We start from the raw sequence: 16,345 nt of genomic DNA on the forward strand, positions 1-16,345 counted from the left end.
GTCATTTTGCTTGGATATTTGATATAATTTAGATCTATTAAAGCAAAAGCATGAATGAAGTAATAACATTTGGTTGTCGTCTAAATTTCTACGAGAGTGAGTTAATCAAAGAAGCATTAAAAAAAGCAAAGAGAGAAAATGTTGTTGTAGTGCATAGCTGTGCAGTGACAAACGAAGCAGAACGCCAAGTGAAGCAAAAAATACGTAAGATCTATAAAAACGACCCAAGTAAAGAAATTATCGTAGTTGGCTGTGCCGTTCAATTAGATCCTAAATCATATAGTGATATTCCTGGTGTAAGTAAAGTGCTAGGTAATCAAGACAAGCTAAGAGCTGAAAATTATCTACTAAATAATGATGAAATCTTAGTCAGTGATAACCAAGTAGAACCTATTCTCATTAATGGATTTGAAGATAAATCAAGGGCATTTATTGAAATTCAAAATGGTTGTAATCATAGTTGTACATTTTGCTCAATTACTGAGGCAAGAGGAAATAATCGATCTGTGCCAGTAAACAATATTATAGAGCAAATTAAGATTTTTATAGAAAATGGGTATCAAGAAGTGGTGTTTACAGGTGTTGATATTACTGACTTTGGTACAGATTTGTTTGGTAAGCAATCACTCAGTTCAATGATTAGAAGAGTTTTAAAGGATATACCACAGTTAAAGAGACTAAGACTTTCCTCTATTGATGTTGCTGAAGTTGATGATGAACTAATGGATTTAATAGCTAATGAGTCAAGACTTATGCCTCACTTACACTTGAGTCTACAGTCTGGTAATAATTTAATACTAAAGAGAATGAAACGTCGTCACAATAGAGAACAAGTGATAGAATTTTGTCATAAAATGAAGAGCTTAAGACCTAATATAGCATTTGGCGCTGATATTATTGCTGGATTTCCAACAGAAACTGATGAAATGTTTCAGGATACAGTTGATTTACTGAAAAAAATAAGTGTAGTTTATCTACATGCTTTTCCATATTCAGAGCGGAAAAACACACCTGCTGCACGGATGCCACAAATACCAGAGAATGTACGTAAAGAACGAGTAAAGCATCTAAGAGAAATAAATAAAGAAATGATGAGCAGTTTTTATCAATCTTTGCTCGGCACTGAGCAAAGCGTTTTGGTTGAGCAGAATAATATTGGTAGAACAGAAAATTTTGCATTAATAAAACTTACATCAAGAGTTCAAGCTAAAAGTATTGTGAAAGCTCATGTTAAAGGAATAGAAAATAATTGTTTAATTGGAAATATTATTTCTTAATTTTTGTACATTAAAGGAATATATGATATAGTAGTTATACTATAAGTGATAATTCATTTATGATAATTAGAATATCTATTGCTTTATTTTTCATCTTCATTCCGTGTGTCTATTTTTTTATTACTTATATCAGTAACAATACACACATTGAGCAAGTGCAGCCCTTAAAATTAGAAACGGACAATAATGAAAGTGTGATACATTCTGAAGAAGTTACTGAAAAAGAAGTGCCAATAAAATGTCAAGAACTTGAAAGTAGTTCACCTTCTGTTTTCCAAGTAGCTAATCAGAAAAATATGTGGCCAAGTATTGCAGATCAAGCTGAACCTACAAAGGAAAAATCAAAAAAACTTGATTTCTATGTTAGTGCTAATGGTGGTAAGATATATTCTGATAGCTCAGAAGTATTTGTGGAGGGTATACGTGAAATAGGAAAAAGAATTCTTGCTTTAGCTGAGGGCCGTTATGGTAGTTTTCTTTTAGACCTATTCTTAGGAGATGAAATTAAAAACATAAAAAAATTTAACGGTAAAATTGATTTTCAGTGGCTTAGCAGCATATCTGTAGGTTACTATGCTGGAGAAAATGGCCGAGTTGATTTTGAGACCATGTATTCTAAAGTCAATATTGAAGATAGTAACTCTCCTCCGGTATTTGATAAATCAGCAAGTGTATCTGCATTCTTATTAAATTTTTACTATAACCCTAATGTTCAAAATACTCAATTTGCTCCGTATATTGGTCTTGGTATAGGATCAACAGTTTTTAGATTAAAAAGGATTGATAAATCATCTAAAAATTTAGTGCCACTGAATGTTCCTTGGCTTGTTTATCAAATAAAGCTTGGTGTTGATTACTCAGTAATTCCAGAAGTTAAAACCTTTCTCGGCTATCGTTACTTTAATATTCCAACACCTATTGCAGACGATATATCCACTCATAATATTGAAGTTGGTTTGATGTTTAATTTCTAGTAATAATATCTGTTCAAGGGCATCTGAAGCAAAAGTGGTCAGTGCTTGCCATTAGACTTCTTGGATAACTTAAGAAACAAGTAGTAGAAGCAATATTAGGGAAGGTATAAATTTTGAGCAGGTAAGTAAACTTGATGAAGAGAAGCTTCGAAGACTAAGAGGAGTAAAAAGAAAAACATTGGAAAAATAATAGAAATTTTAATAGAGGAAGAGGCAAGAAAAATGCAAGAGGAGGAAAACCAAATTAAACAATGCATGTTTGTTAATAGCACTAGAATATTTGCGTAAATACCGTACATATTTCCATATAGCGCAAAGCTATGGAATAAGTGAAAGTATTGCTAACGGCTGAATAGAAGATGCATTGATAAAACATTCAGATTTCAGGAAGATAAAGAGCTATTAAAGTCAAATGTAGAATACGAGATTTTAGTAATATAGCTAACCGAAGTAAGATTTGCCCGAGCACTGAAAAACAAAATCAATAGCCGAATTAATATTGGGCCAAAAGGTTTGTAGAGCCTTTCTTATGTCGTGCTTGATCAGAATCGGATTTAAATCTGGCGAGTATGGAGGCAAGAACAAAATTTTACACCCAATATTTTCTATCAAATTTTTCGTCCTTGCAGATTCTCGCATTGTCGAGAACAATAGTCTGTCCAGGTTTAAATACAGGGACAAGTACATTTTCTACATAAGCATCAAAAATCTCGCTGTTGCAGTAGCCATCAATTATCCATGGTGCTTTAACTTTTCCTTCATTCAGTGCTCCAATTATGCTTACCCTCTTTCTTTTAAACCTTGGGCAAATAACCTCTTTCCTCTTTGAGACCACCCATATTCATAAAATTCATTGTCCTCTATTCCAGACTCATCTATGTATATCAAGTTTCCTTTATTTATTTCTTCTACTTTTTTTATGAACTCTTTGCGTTTCTCTTTATCTCTTTCTCGATAAAGAAAAGTTTTTTTTATATTTATAGTTTACTTTGCTAAGGTAGTTATATACTGTGTTTTTACACATATTACCAAATTCTTCAATTATCTTTTCAATTCTAATATCCTGATTTCCATTCAGAAATTTGATAAATCTATCCATATCTTTAATCTTATGGCCATATCCTTTGTGATAGCCTGAAGATGGTTTCTGTTTCTTTTTTCCTTTTCCTCCACAAATATATTGGTTTTATGCTCACTAAATTGGTGAGCATGTTACAACGTTTTTGACGACGAAAAGACTGGATAGCTACTTTCATGACAACCATTTAGTTGTCTTTTCTCGTCTATCTTATTTTGTCACTCTGCTGAACAGATACTAAAGTACTAGCTTTTGTGGGTTGATGCACAATTCTATCAGAAGTTTTGTGACTATAATTGCAGAAAACATCGAGCACAGGATTCCTATCGATAAAGTGACAGAAAACCCTCTAATTGCTCCGCTACCAATAATGAACATTATTCCTGCAGCAATCAGTGTAGTGAGATTTGAATCAAGAATTGTTTTTATTGCGTTTTTAAATCCTTCTTCAATGGCACGAGCTGTTCTTTTTCCTGCTCTTATTTCTTCGCGGATGCGTTCAAATATTAAAACATTTGCATCCACTGACATGCCAACAGTTAGCGCAATTCCAGCAATTCCAGGGAGAGTAAGAGTTGCTTCAAGTAAGGTAAGAATGAGTAGTATAGAGATTACATTAAAAACGAGTGCAACAGACGCTAATAAGCCTAATTTCCCGTAAGTAATGATTATAGATAAACCAACGGCTATGATAGAGATTATTGCTGCAATTTCTCCTGCTTTTATTGACTCTTCTCCAAGGCTTGGACCAATGTTTTTTTCTTCAATTATTTTAAGTGGTGCAGGTAGTGCACCTGATTTTAAAAGTATTGCAAGTTCACTCGCTTGTTTTTCAGTGAAATTACCGCTAATTTCTCCCTCTCCATTTAGAATAGGTTCACGTATTGTTGGTACAGTTAAGACTGTGTTATCTAAAACAATTGCAAAAGGCTTTCCTACATTTTCTTTAGTAATTTTTGCAAATTTTTTACTTGCTATGCTGTCGAATTTGAAATGTACTGTTGGTTTACCTAAATTGCCAAATCTAACTGATGCGTTAACTAATGAATCACCGCCTATTTCAGTTTTGCGGAATATCGGGTAGGAATTACCCAAAGAATCCTTGAGCATAATCGTAGTGTCATGATCGATATCTTGCATTTTAGCTACATTGGTGTTTGCCAAATGGAAGGCCAGCTTGGCTGTTTTGCCAAGCAGAGATTTTATCTGCTGAGTGTCTTCTACTCCAGGAACTTGGACTAATATCTTATTTTGTCCTTGTTTTTGCACACTTACTTCCTTAGTACCAAGCTTATCTAAGCGTCTTTGAACATTAACTATTGACTCTGAAACTACTTCATTGATTAATGAATTCTTATAATGCGGTTTATATGAAATGAAAATTGCAGTATTTTTTCTACTCAATTCTAAATTTGGGTTTATTTTATGTATTAACGTTGAAACTTTTTTGTAATCATCAATATTATTTAAAGTTACAACCACTTGTTTATCGTTTTTTGCGCTAAATTCAATCTTTTGTGTTAACAGACCTTCTTTTATTTCATCGGTTAGCATGCTTAGTTTCTCTTTGAAGTAAAAATCTAAGTCTACATTTAGAAGCAGAGATGATCCACCTTTCAGGTCAAGCCCTAAATTTATTCTCTTTTTTGAGGTAAAGAACTTATTATCAATAAAATTTGGCAGTATTATATATAAGGACAGCAAAAAAATTAGTAACACTGAAAGAGATTTAACTATTATCTTGTTTGGCATAAATTTAAACTATATTAGTGCATTGTAGACCGAATAGTTGCTAATCACAAGCACCTAAAAGATTAGGACCGCCTAAAGCCCTGATCTATAATTGATGGTCTGCGTTTGTTTTTCTAAAATATCATTATAAATCCATGAATGAGGTTCAGAGGTAGCTTTAAGATTCTCTATTTGTTTATTTTTTCTAATGCTATCAATCGGAAGGTAAATGCATAAACCAAGTATTGAGAAAGTAACTATGGTAGCTGGTATGTGAATAGCAAGAAATTCACTATAACTTGGATCTTTCCAACCGAGAGGACTAGATAGAGAAGGATGAGAGGAAAATCTGGGAATTGCTACTACTGAACTTAATGCTGTTAGAATAATAGCGACAGTGGCACCTACAAGAGGTAAAATATTCTTTTTATTAAATCTGCCATTAGAATCTTTTAAAATATCAAACATACATACTCGTCGATTACTAAATGTTCGTGATACTATGCACTAATTATAAAGTATTCAATAACTAAACTGGAGATAATAAAAAATGGACATAGAATATAGACATATAATATGAAGGATATATGCTAGTTAAAATAGGTACGAGAGGAAGCGACCTTGCGATCATCCAAGCTTTGGAAGCAAAACAAAGATTATTAGAGTCTTTTCCTAATCTATCCGTTGAGATCATTAAAATCAAAACTTCTGGTGATAAATATGCTAATGTAACCCTTGCTGAAATAGGAGGTAAAGGACTGTTCCTCAGGGAGATTGAGGCTGAATTACTCAAAAATAATATAGATATGGCGGTTCATTCGCTAAAAGATGTACCTGCGTTTTTCTCGAAGGACTTAACAATTCCTTGTGTTTTAGAGAGGATAAGTCCATGTGATGTATTTATTTCTCATAAATATAAGAGCCTAAAAACTTTGCCACAGCAGGCTACAATTGCAACTTCTTCAATAAGAAGAAAAGTTCAGCTGTTAAATCTCAGGCCGGACTTAAATGTAGTGACACTGCGTGGAAATGTGACAACTAGACTGCAAAATCAGAATTTTGATGGAATGATTTTAGCTGAAGCAGGGCTGATAAGATTAAAAAAATATCACTTAATTACAGAGGTATTGCCACCAAAAGTCATGTTAAGCGCAGTAGGGCAGGGGGCAATTTGCATTCAATGCCGAAAGAATGATATAAAAGTTATCGATCTTTTAGAGAAAATTAATAATAATATGTCTTTTATAAGGGCAAAATCAGAGCGCAGTTTCATGAAGACAGTAAATGGTTCATGCTTTACACCGCTTGCAGCTTTAGCAGAATATGTGAGTGAAAACATGCTACATCTTTATTGTATGTTAGCGGGCGAGAGAGTTATATACTTTACTGAACGCACTTCGTTTGTAGAAGATGCAGAAAAAATGGGTATGGATGCAGGATTAGAGTTAAAATCAAAATGCTTATAAGCTTACCTAAAGTATGTGGAATCTACCGTTATAATGTTTCAATGTCTAAAATGACTTGGTTAAATGTTGGTGGCCAAGCTGATGTACTATTTAAGCCACGTGACATTGAAGATCTAATGTGCTTGATAAAAGATGCGGAGTTACCAATTAGCGTTATCGGTGCAACATCCAACATAATAATTCGAGATAGTGGCATTCGAGGAATAACGGTGAAATTAGGTAAGGAATTTGCGTATATTAAATGTAAAGATAATAGCTCCATAGTTGCAGGTGGTGCTGCACTGCTTAGTAACCTTGCCTACTTTGCAGGGGAACAGCAAATTAGTGGGCTTGAGTTTCTTGCTGGAATTCCAGGAACAGTTGGCGGTGGAATAGAAATGAATGCAGGTGCATATGGTAGTGATATTGCGAGTGTTGTAAAATTTATAAGGGCAGTGAATCTAGAAGATGGAAATTTATATGAATTCTCCAGCGAAGAAATGGGATATTTTTATCGTGGACATAGTCTAAAAGGCAGGTGGATTTTTATTGAAGCTGAATTTAAAGGAGTAAGTTCAGAGTATGAGCTTATATTTCAAAGATTGAAAGAAGTTATTGATAAAAAAAATAAAAGCCAACCAGTAAGAGGAAAAACTGCTGGTTGTATATTCAAAAATCCAATAGGCTGCAAGGCATGGAAACTGATTGATGAATCTGGCTGCCGAGGATTAGATAATGGTGTAGCTAAAATTTCTAAGAAACATTGTAATTTTCTACTCAATTACAATAATGCAACTGCACTTGACTTAGAAAACCTTGGCAACAGAGTAAAAGATGCAGTAAAAGATAAATTTAACATTGAACTTGAGTGGGAGATAAGGGTTTTGGGTAGGTAACTTCTAACCTTCTCTAATATGACCTATTTCAATTGAGTACACTTCAATTTAAGTCCAAGGTACACTATTTTGCGAGGATAATTTATGCTTCCTTTGAAGAAAAGCATTCTTTTACTTTTTCGACTGTAGGTTCTATAATACATTCATTTATTTTTTCAGCCGTCAATGCTAATAAACCTAATGCAAAAAGACTTACAACTGGTGCAATAACTCCTATTGTTGCACTCATCAAAGCTGCTGATTCTATATTTAACATTACAGCAGGAAAAATAGTACCTATAGCTGCACCAAGACCAATCCCTACTGCGGCAGTGGTAGCTAAGGTACATAAAAAATAAGCTATTAGCTTTGTTTGGCTTGTTTTTTCATAATGCTTAAGACTATCTTCTCTGGAAGTAATTAAAATGAGAAATGAGTATGTAGAAACAAAAGAAATAATTCCGCCTATGATTAAAGGTGATAAAGCTGCAAAGTTTAAACTAAAGCCTATAAGTGTTCCTATTATAGCTGCTACCCCATAAGACTTTAAACGCTTTTTAATTTCTGGACCCATACCTTCTTCTATGTATATTTAATTAATAATGAAATGTTACTCATTTTTCCTTCATCTGTAAAGTTATATTAACCTAATTCCAAAAATTGTTATATAATGTTATTTTGAGGTTTTATTTTCAATGCGCAAACTTGCAATACTCTTTTCTATACTGTTTGCGGTAATTGCTTACTATTTAAACAATGAAGTAATATTTGAAATAGCAAAGCTATTTAGCGATATATTCATCAGTCTGTTGAAATTGATTAGCTTACCTTTAGTTTTTCTATCTATAGTGTCCACAATTTCAGGGCTTAAAGACTCAATTGAAATTAAAGTATTACTTAAGAAGACGCTGTTTTATACGCTGCTTACAACCATTATAGCTGCATTTGTTGCGCTATCTTTCTATTTATTCATAGATCCAGTAAGAAAAAATTTCATAAGTAACACAATAGAAAGTGTGAGTGACAGCAACCACAATTACTTTTCATACTTAAAATCACTCATTCCTTCGAATTTTGTGCAAGTTTTTCTTGAAAATAACGTTATTGGCAGCATATTGATTGCTTTTTTGATGGGTGGAGCTATTATTTCGCTCTCAAAAGAAAAACAAGATATATTACACCAAATATTTTCTGCACTATTTGATACACTTCTTAGAATTGCTCAAGGGTTATTAAAGTTTATTCCTCTTGCTGTATGGTCTTTTATCACATGTTTTTTATACGAGTTAAAAGGTGGCAGCGAATTCCATAGTCTTTTTTGGTATTTTGCTTGCATAATGTCTGCAAATTTCGTGCAAGCATTTGTGATTTTGCCACTACTCATGTGGTATAAAGGTATATCACCAATTCAAACGATGAAAGGTGTTATGCCAGCACTTACGCTTGCATTTTTTTCTAAATCATCCAGCGCGACGCTGCCTACAACTATAGAATGTGTGCAAAATCAGCTAAAGGTACCAAAGAAATTGTCATCTTTTATTCTACCAATATGCACAACAGTCAATATGAATGCGTGTGCTGCATTTATTTTAATCACAGTGATGTTTGTTGCAGAGATGAATGGGCACACATTTTCCTTAAGTGAGATGTTCATATGGATTTTTTTAGCTACAGGAGCTGCAATTGGTAACGCTGGAGTGCCGATGGGGTGCTATTTTATGGCAACTAGTTATTTGGTATCAATGAATGTTCCTTTGTACATTATGGGATTGATTTTGCCTATTTATACAATCATTGATATGTTTGAAACTGCAATAAATGTGTGGTCTGATATCTGTATAACGCAGATAATTAATAAAGAATTTCAAACTCAAGAATGATATTAGATAATACAATAATAAAAGAATTTGAAGAGGCTGGTGCGATTTTGCACGGACATTTTGTACTCTCGTCAGGGCTGCACAGCAACACTTACATACAATGCGCTAAAATTTTTGAAAATCCAAGCAGAGCAATGAACGTTTGTGAGCTATTGGCGAATAAAATAAGAAAAGAGCTTATTGAACCCATAGATTTAATACTATCTCCTGCGATTGGTGGAATAATCGTGGGTTATGAGATTGGTAGACAGCTTGGAATCCGAACAATATTTTGCGAACGTGTTAATGGTAAATTTGAATTACGCCGTGGATTTGAGATTAAACAAGGTGAGAAAATCTTACTAATTGAAGATGTGATTACCACAGGTAAATCTTCACTTGAAGCAGTAAAATGTGGAGAAGAGAAGGGAGGTAAAGTTGTTGCTGGAGCTTCTTTGATCAAGAGAAATAGTGAAACAAAACTGCCCTTTCCTGTAATATCTTTGATTGAACTAAATATCAAAAACTATAGCGAGGAAGAACTGCCAAGTGAATTAAAACAATTACCTATAATGAAACCTGGGAGTAGAGAATATTTAACAAAATAATTCTATATATGGCTAAAGTGATTCAGTAACTTTTACGTGTTATATTTTTTTCACCAAAGTTAGATATTACAGTTTATTTTCCCTGTATTCGTTCAGCAGAATGGCAAAATAAGATAGACAAATAAAGATATAAAGTAAAACAATAATAGGTGTCATTCCAGCGCGTGACGATGGAATCCAGAAAGGAACAATGGATCTCAGTGTCTGAGCACTGGGATGACAAGGTAGTAAGCACTGGGATGAAACCTTTTTGCTTCAATATTTTGCACAGTAGCCATGCAACTTGACAAATACTTTTCTCTTGATTTAGCTAAGGTTTTTATGAATTTTGCCCATAAAAACCCTGTTATAACTAAAAATACACTAAATCTTGGTTTGCACATGTTTCATTTTTTGCCATAAGAGACAATAATTCTGCACTCTCATTGAAACTATTTGCAGCAGTTTTTAAAACCTCAGATTTTGCTTCTATGAGTTCGCATTCAATCTTGTCTATTCTTGTATCCAAATCCCTATGTGCATTTTCGATTAACTTATTCATTTCATATTCTAGAAATTTGCTTGATTCTTCACTTTGTTCAGTGAGAAAATCACCTATTTTGCTTGTGATCTCAGGTTTGATAAGGCTTTCAATCTTTTCTTCAGTATATTTTTTTACTTCTTCTTCTACCTGAGTTTTTATTTCTGGCTTTAGCAAATCTGCAACTTCTGGTCCTACTTTTTTCACTGCTTTTTCAGCTGCATTTTTTGCTGCTTTTTCAGCATTTGCTTCTACTGACTTTACTGTCTTATCAATGGACTTCAATATATTTTTTTCTACTTCCTGAGCTTTTTGGTTAGCTACTCTGTTAGCTTTATCTTCAGCTAACGTCAGCATTTTTCCTTCAATTTTTTTTACTTCATCTTGAGCTGCTTTTCTAGCTTCTAGTTTTAAATCGTTACCCATTTTAGATATTACTTGTTCTGCTGCTTTTTTTGCTGCTTTATCTATGCCCAACCAGCCTCCTAATGTATCACTCACACCATATGCTAAAGTTTCAGAACTCAATTGACCTTCTGAATTTTGTGGCTGGTTCCTGTGTACTTTCCATACTGTATTCTGTGTGTCGTAACTCGATTGACTTTCCGAATTTTTTGGTAGTGAATTGAACAGGTCAAAATGTGATCTTAGATTATAATAGCTTGGTTGATCGTTCGAATTATTACTATATTTTGCCATATAATATACTCCTTAATTTAAAAACTATACTAATATTAATATACAAGTACAAAAATTATATTAATATCAGTATAATAATTTTTCAGGGTAGTAGTATAAATTTATAGTACCTTTTGAAAAAATTCATGACTTGACGACAAAGAGCGTTATATTGGTATCATGACTGACTTGGAAAAGATGAGAGAAAAACTGCAAAATCAAATTAATTATCATAATATCTTATATTATCAAAAAAGTAAGCCAGAGATAAGTGATGCTGAATATGATGAACTGAAAAAAAAGTTAGCTGCAATAGAGCCAGAAGCTTATGCAACACAAGATAGTGTTGGTGCTCCGCCTGATGAGAGATTTTCTAAGGTGGAACATCAAGAACCTATGCTTTCTCTTGAGAATGCTTATGATGAACAAGGTGTAGAAAAATTTTTGTCTAAAATAAAGAGATTTTTAATTGCAGATGAAATAGAGATATTATGTGAGCCAAAAATTGATGGATTGTCATTTTCTGCAATTTATGAAGATGGGAAATTTGTTAAAGCTGCAACTCGAGGTGACGGTTTTGTAGGAGAGGATGTAACTCACAATGTTGCAACAATAAAGGGCTTTCCTAAGTTTTTACAAGATGTGCAAGGAAGACTAGAAGTAAGGGGTGAAATATATATCAGTAACAGCGACTTTTTAAAGTTAAATGAAAATAATGAATTCGCTAATCCTCGAAATGCAGCTGCTGGTTCTTTAAAGCAATTGAATGCGAACATTACAGCAAAAAGGCCTCTTAGATATTTTGCTTATTCTTTAATTGGTGGAATAGAGAAAAGTCAAAGTGAAGTACTAGAAAAACTTGAGAAACTTGGTTTTTGCGTAAATGAGCATCGTTCCTTAACAAGTAGTTTGAATGGAATGCTAAAGTTCTATAACGAGATCTATGATTATCGTTATAACTTGGATTATGATATCGATGGGATAGTCTATAAAGTGAATGATTTGGTGCTACAAAGTCGTCTGGGAAGTACACACAAAGCGCCACGCTCAGCGCTTGCATATAAATTTTCTGCGGTTTATGCAAAGACAAAGTTAAATAAAATATTTATACAGGTGGGTAGAACGGGGGTTTTAACTCCAGTTGCAGATTTGGTACCAGTCAATATTGGCGGAGTGCTAGTTAGCAGAGCAAGTCTACATAACCAAGATGAGATAAAACGTAAAGACATAAGAGAAGGAGATGTTGTAACAATTAAAAGAGCTGGAGATGTAATTCCTCAAATTGTCAAAGTAGATGAAGGTTCTCGTCATGCAAATATGCCTGAATTTGTGTTTCCTGACATATGTCCTGAATGTGGTAGTAAAGTGCAGATTGAAGGAGTTGCAGTAAGATGTCCTAAAGAATTTAATTGCAAGGCTCAAATAGTAGAAAAACTAAAACATTTTGTGTCAAAAGATGCATTTGACATTGTTGGCCTTGGTGAAAAACAAATAAAGTTTTTTTATGACCTGGAACTAATAAGACAAATTCCAGACATTTTTATTTTAGAGGAAAGATTAAAAGAGTTTTCCTTAAAAGAGCATCATGGTTGGGGCGAGAAGTCAATAGCTAATCTATTAAGTGCTATACAAAACAGAAGAGTAATCACTCTAGATAGGTTCATATTTTCTTTGGGTATCAGATTTATCGGCCAAGTTGCAGCAGAATTGCTCGCAAATTATTATGTATCTTATGATAACTGGTATAATTCGATGTCATCAAATGATGTTGAGTTGGTAGGTATAGATGGTATAGGAGAAAAAGTAGCTGAATCTTTAAAATCTTTTTTTTCTCAGGAACGTAACATTAAAATGTTAAATGATCTTACTGCATATCTGCAAATTCTTCCCGTGAGCTCCAACTCTAGCGATTCTTTTTTGAATAACAAAATTATAGTGTTTACTGGTAAGCTACGTGCTATGAGCAGAGGGGAGGCAAAAGTAAGAGCTAAAGTTTTAGGGGCAAAGATCAGTTCAAGCCTTTCTACTAAAACTGACTATTTAATTGCAGGAGAAGATCCAGGTTCAAAATATAAAAAAGCAATGGAATTGGGTGTGGAAATTTTATATGAAGAACAGTGGAACAAATTGTGCTAAACACAACTTAATCTGACGGGAATGAATTAACTGATAGAAGAATGGGAGTGTTAAATAAACTGTGTCAAATCGCATTTTTAGTTCAACTCAATTTTTAACCTACTAGGAAAAAAGATATCAAGTTGAGAGATAGTTAAAGCCCAATCATGTATAGGCATAGTCCATTTTTCTCTTACCTTTTTTATAGCACAATATACCTGTTTATACAAGGCATTTGTGCTAGTAAATGAGCCCTTGGTTTTAGTAAATTTTCTGATCTGTCTATGTAGTCCCTCAATAGGATTTGTGGTATAAATTAATTTTCTTACAGGGCCAGAATATTTTAAATAACTAGACAAATTTTCCCAATTATTCTCCCAAAACCAACGGATATTTTTCTCCCCATTTTTCCTCCAGTTCAAGTAAATAATTCTCGGCAATTTCTCTACTTGATATGTTTTTTTCAAATCATTCATGAAAACTTTTGCTCGATGCATATTTCAGTGAATTTCTTATCTGATGTACTATACATTTCTGCTTTAGGAAATACACTGTTTATAGCTTTAGGAAAGCTTTTTAACACAAGCTATCAGAATATCATCTACTCCTCTCTCTTTTAGGTCATTTAGTACTCCCAACCAGAACTTCACTTTCAGCCAAATAAAAACCCAAAACTTCTTTTCTGCCATTTTGCTAATATGTTATACATACATTTGCTTACACAATGCCCGTCCTCCTTGACCTTAAAAAACCATGAACACTATTGGATATACAGATTGCAGCGGACGACTGCGCCATTCGTTGATTACCGGTAACAATTTGTCAGTAATACTTGATATCTCTGCTGCAGATATTTTATATTTCTTCTACATGCGATGCTATATCCCATGCCACTGGCATATGTACTTAAAACCTTTGCTTCAAGTTCGGTTTGTTTGCCTTTTTCTGACTACTTGTGGCTCGAAACTTCCTTCTCTATCTCTTGGTGTCAATAGTTCAAATACTTGTCCGTAAAGTCTTTGAATTTCTTCGGTTGTTTTCTTCGCTTTCAGCCGACAAATGGTTTTCTATCTCGCCTTCCCTCTAGCAGTTTTTTTATAAATGGTGTTAATGCTCCATCTCTTTCCGTCAATGGTCTTCCTTCTCGTATAGATGATAAGATATTTGTTTCTAATTCTTTATAGTCTACCAAACTGGTAGTTGTGTTTGCTTGACTCATTGTCAAACCTCCATTTTTTTATCAATTTATTACTTTACTTCTCGGTTTGACACAGTTTATTTAACACTCCCGTTTTTGTTTAGTAATGGTTAATGCTTCCTTCTATAATGCAAAACCCATACTCACCCAACCCAATCAATTACTTGTAATCTGGATTCCAGTTTTAAGCTACTCGGATGACAGAGAAAGGGCTACTTGCATGAAATTAAAAGGAGCACCGAGCAGATCACTTCTTCACAAAGATCTTATCAGCAACACGCATATCAATTACGCTCCAATTGCTAAAAGTAAAGTCGGTTGTATTTTGCAAGTGGCTTAAATAATCCCATGCGCTATAAGGATTATCTTCAGGCAATTTTACTGTGGCACTGTTATCGAGTATGATATTCCATCTTCTATTGCCTACATAAACACAAGAAGAAATATGATCACTTAATTGAGTTTTCCTCTCTAGTATATCTTTAATGAATTTTAGGCTTGATAACGAATTTTGTCCTTTGATTATAACGAGGTTATCTATCTGGTAATCATCTACGATTACTTTACCTTCAGAGTCAATTACTGAAGTTCTGTTATCATCTTTCCAAAGAGCAAAAGGTTTGTGTTCATTTACATCAATGCGTAAGGTGTTGGGTAAAATCCTATAAATTCTTACATGTTTTATCCATTCGCTTACAGATTGTATATTATCTGTTAGTTTTGAGAGTGATACATACATGATAGGTTGTGTTCTATCTACTAAACTTAGAATGTCCTGTTCATTTGTAAATTTGTTTCCAGTAACGGTTACTTTGTCGATTGAAAATCCATTGCTAATTAATAAGCTCGATAAGCGATCGTTACACCAAGTAAAGTAGTAATTGAATCGATTTGTTATTTTATCAAGTGAACTATAAAGTACTAGTGTAAGGAAAAGTGCAGTTATAATCATGAAAGCACACTTGCGCAAAAAACTCCTTTGGCTTCTAGTAACATTGTTCAACATCGGCTTGATCTCTAATATTCTTGTGGTGTAAACTGTCTTTGACAATAATTTTAATTAATTCATTAAAATGAATTCCTTTTGTCAATTTTGCAATTTCTGGTACTAACGATAATTCAGTAAAGCCAGGATGTGTATTAATCTCAAGCATTTTTAAAGTGTTATTTTGGGGATTATAACGGAAGTCTGAGCGGGAAACAGTTTTGCATCCTAAAAATTGATGAACTTTTAGTGCGTGTTCCAAGGTCATTCTATATATGTTGTCAGGAATTTTAGCAGGAAATATATGTTCTGCAAATCCATCTGTATACTTTGCTTCATAATCATAGAATTTATTTTTTGGTCGTATTTCCATAGTGCCAATTGCTTCATTCAGCAACACAGCAGTATGTAACTCTATACCCGGTATGTATTCTTCTATGATCATCTTTTCCATTATAGTAGAACTGTTATTTTTCAGCTCTAAGTAATCCTCATGTGAGAAAATCATGTGTACTCCAATGCTTGAGCCTTCGTTAATCGGTTTTAAGACGTACGGATAATCAACTTTAATATTATTTTTTAGCACATCTTCTCGACTAATTACATAACCTCTTGGAGTGTCGATATTAAGAGAATGGAATATATGCTTTGACATCACTTTATTCATAGCAACAGCCGAAGCCATAACTTCTGAGTGTGTATATTTTATACCTAAAATCTCCAGTAAACCTTGAATACAGCCATCTTCACCATAAGGTCCATGTAGAGCAATAAAAGCAAGAGCGGGATTAGTTTTTTTAAGCTTTTGAGCAATGTTGCTATCAACATCTATTTCTATTGCGTTATATGAAAGGCTATCAAGCGCCTTCTTTACTGCTTTTCCGCTCATAAGCGATATTTCTCTTTCGCAAGAAAATCCACCACTTAAAATTGCTATAGTTGGAACCATAAGCACCCTAATATTTTGCTATATATCATATATAAAAGATACTTTTATCTTCA

15 protein-coding genes and 1 pseudogene are annotated in these 16,345 nt (G+C 33.6%); 8 read left to right on the forward strand and 8 right to left on the reverse strand.

All coding sequences use genetic code 11. The annotated features are described in order from the left end of the window. The first annotated feature begins 50 nt into the window (after positions 1–50). From mtaB to OPR30_RS06315, 3 genes are all read left to right on the forward strand, one after another. The gene (gene mtaB / locus OPR30_RS02140; protein WP_265031007.1) at positions 51–1,277 is read left to right on the forward strand and encodes a tRNA (N(6)-L-threonylcarbamoyladenosine(37)-C(2))-methylthiotransferase MtaB; all 1,227 of its coding nucleotides are present in this window, start codon (positions 51–53) and stop codon (positions 1,275–1,277) included. Positions 1,278–1,336: 59 nt separating this feature from the next. After that, the gene (locus OPR30_RS02145) at positions 1,337–2,251 is read left to right on the forward strand and encodes an outer membrane protein (protein ID WP_265031008.1); all 915 of its coding nucleotides are present in this window, start codon (positions 1,337–1,339) and stop codon (positions 2,249–2,251) included. A gap of 280 nt (positions 2,252–2,531) precedes the next feature. Beyond that, positions 2,532–2,603 carry a helix-turn-helix domain-containing protein gene (locus tag OPR30_RS06315; protein WP_406829202.1) on the forward strand — a complete coding sequence of 24 codons (72 nt, stop codon included), beginning with the start codon at positions 2,532–2,534 and terminating at the stop codon, positions 2,601–2,603. Positions 2,604–2,840: 237 nt separating this feature from the next. Here the strand turns inward: OPR30_RS06315 and OPR30_RS02150 are convergent, their stop codons facing one another. From OPR30_RS02150 to OPR30_RS02160, 3 genes are all read right to left on the reverse strand, one after another. Continuing rightward, positions 2,841–3,086: a transposase gene (locus OPR30_RS02150; RefSeq protein WP_265031009.1), complete on the reverse strand. Its 246-nt coding sequence runs from the start codon at positions 3,084–3,086 to the stop codon at positions 2,841–2,843. 480 nt (positions 3,087–3,566) lie between these two features. Further along, the gene (secD, locus tag OPR30_RS02155; RefSeq protein WP_010405309.1) at positions 3,567–5,081 is read right to left on the reverse strand and encodes a protein translocase subunit SecD; all 1,515 of its coding nucleotides are present in this window, start codon (positions 5,079–5,081) and stop codon (positions 3,567–3,569) included. Positions 5,082–5,153: 72 nt separating this feature from the next. Then, positions 5,154–5,528: a hypothetical protein gene (locus OPR30_RS02160; RefSeq protein ID WP_264374926.1), complete on the reverse strand. Its 375-nt coding sequence runs from the start codon at positions 5,526–5,528 to the stop codon at positions 5,154–5,156. 119 nt (positions 5,529–5,647) lie between these two features. Between OPR30_RS02160 and hemC the strand changes: the two genes are divergently transcribed. After that, positions 5,648–6,526 (forward strand): hydroxymethylbilane synthase, encoded by an 879-nt coding sequence (hemC, locus tag OPR30_RS02165; protein WP_064085264.1) that lies wholly within the window; start codon positions 5,648–5,650, stop codon positions 6,524–6,526. Then, positions 6,517–7,401, forward strand: coding sequence for a UDP-N-acetylmuramate dehydrogenase (gene murB / locus OPR30_RS02170; RefSeq protein WP_265031010.1), 885 nt, complete (start codon positions 6,517–6,519; stop codon positions 7,399–7,401). Before hemC ends, murB begins: the two co-directional genes overlap by 10 nt. An 82-nt stretch (positions 7,402–7,483) precedes the next feature. Here murB and OPR30_RS02175 read toward each other — a convergent pair whose 3' ends face one another. Next, positions 7,484–7,954 carry a hypothetical protein gene (locus OPR30_RS02175; RefSeq protein ID WP_265031011.1) on the reverse strand — a complete coding sequence of 157 codons (471 nt, stop codon included), beginning with the start codon at positions 7,952–7,954 and terminating at the stop codon, positions 7,484–7,486. Positions 7,955–8,075: 121 nt separating this feature from the next. Between OPR30_RS02175 and OPR30_RS02180 the strand changes: the two genes are divergently transcribed. Together OPR30_RS02180 and pyrE are read left to right on the forward strand one after the other, a co-directional pair. Then, a complete protein-coding gene (locus OPR30_RS02180; RefSeq protein ID WP_010402120.1) occupies positions 8,076–9,260 on the forward strand; it encodes a dicarboxylate/amino acid:cation symporter in 1,185 nt (394 codons plus the stop codon). Beyond that, positions 9,257–9,847 carry an orotate phosphoribosyltransferase gene (gene pyrE, locus OPR30_RS02185; protein WP_265014633.1) on the forward strand — a complete coding sequence of 197 codons (591 nt, stop codon included), beginning with the start codon at positions 9,257–9,259 and terminating at the stop codon, positions 9,845–9,847. Before OPR30_RS02180 ends, pyrE begins: the two co-directional genes overlap by 4 nt. Positions 9,848–10,199: 352 nt before the next feature. Here the strand turns inward: pyrE and OPR30_RS02190 are convergent, their stop codons facing one another. Beyond that, positions 10,200–11,066, reverse strand: a complete 867-nt coding sequence (locus OPR30_RS02190; RefSeq protein ID WP_265031012.1) for a ring-infected erythrocyte surface antigen domain-containing protein — start codon at positions 11,064–11,066, stop codon at positions 10,200–10,202. Positions 11,067–11,225: 159 nt separating this feature from the next. On the opposite strand from OPR30_RS02190, the gene ligA reads away from it, so the two are divergent. Continuing rightward, the gene (gene ligA, locus OPR30_RS02195; protein WP_265031013.1) at positions 11,226–13,181 is read left to right on the forward strand and encodes an NAD-dependent DNA ligase LigA; all 1,956 of its coding nucleotides are present in this window, start codon (positions 11,226–11,228) and stop codon (positions 13,179–13,181) included. A gap of 77 nt (positions 13,182–13,258) precedes the next feature. Here ligA and OPR30_RS02200 read toward each other — a convergent pair. From OPR30_RS02200 to OPR30_RS02210, 3 genes and pseudogenes are all read right to left on the reverse strand, one after another. Next, positions 13,259–14,379, reverse strand: a pseudogene (locus OPR30_RS02200) (IS256 family transposase). A gap of 226 nt (positions 14,380–14,605) precedes the next feature. Next, positions 14,606–15,364, reverse strand: coding sequence for a cell division protein FtsQ/DivIB (locus tag OPR30_RS02205; RefSeq protein WP_264374656.1), 759 nt, complete (start codon positions 15,362–15,364; stop codon positions 14,606–14,608). After that, positions 15,345–16,298, reverse strand: coding sequence for a D-alanine--D-alanine ligase (locus OPR30_RS02210; protein WP_265031014.1), 954 nt, complete (start codon positions 16,296–16,298; stop codon positions 15,345–15,347). The genes OPR30_RS02205 and OPR30_RS02210 overlap by 20 nt, the downstream gene beginning before the upstream one ends. Positions 16,299–16,345: the final 47 nt, after the last annotated feature.

Source organism: Wolbachia endosymbiont (group B) of Athalia cordata, assembly GCF_947251845.1.
Classification (GTDB): Bacteria; Pseudomonadota; Alphaproteobacteria; order Rickettsiales; family Anaplasmataceae; genus Wolbachia.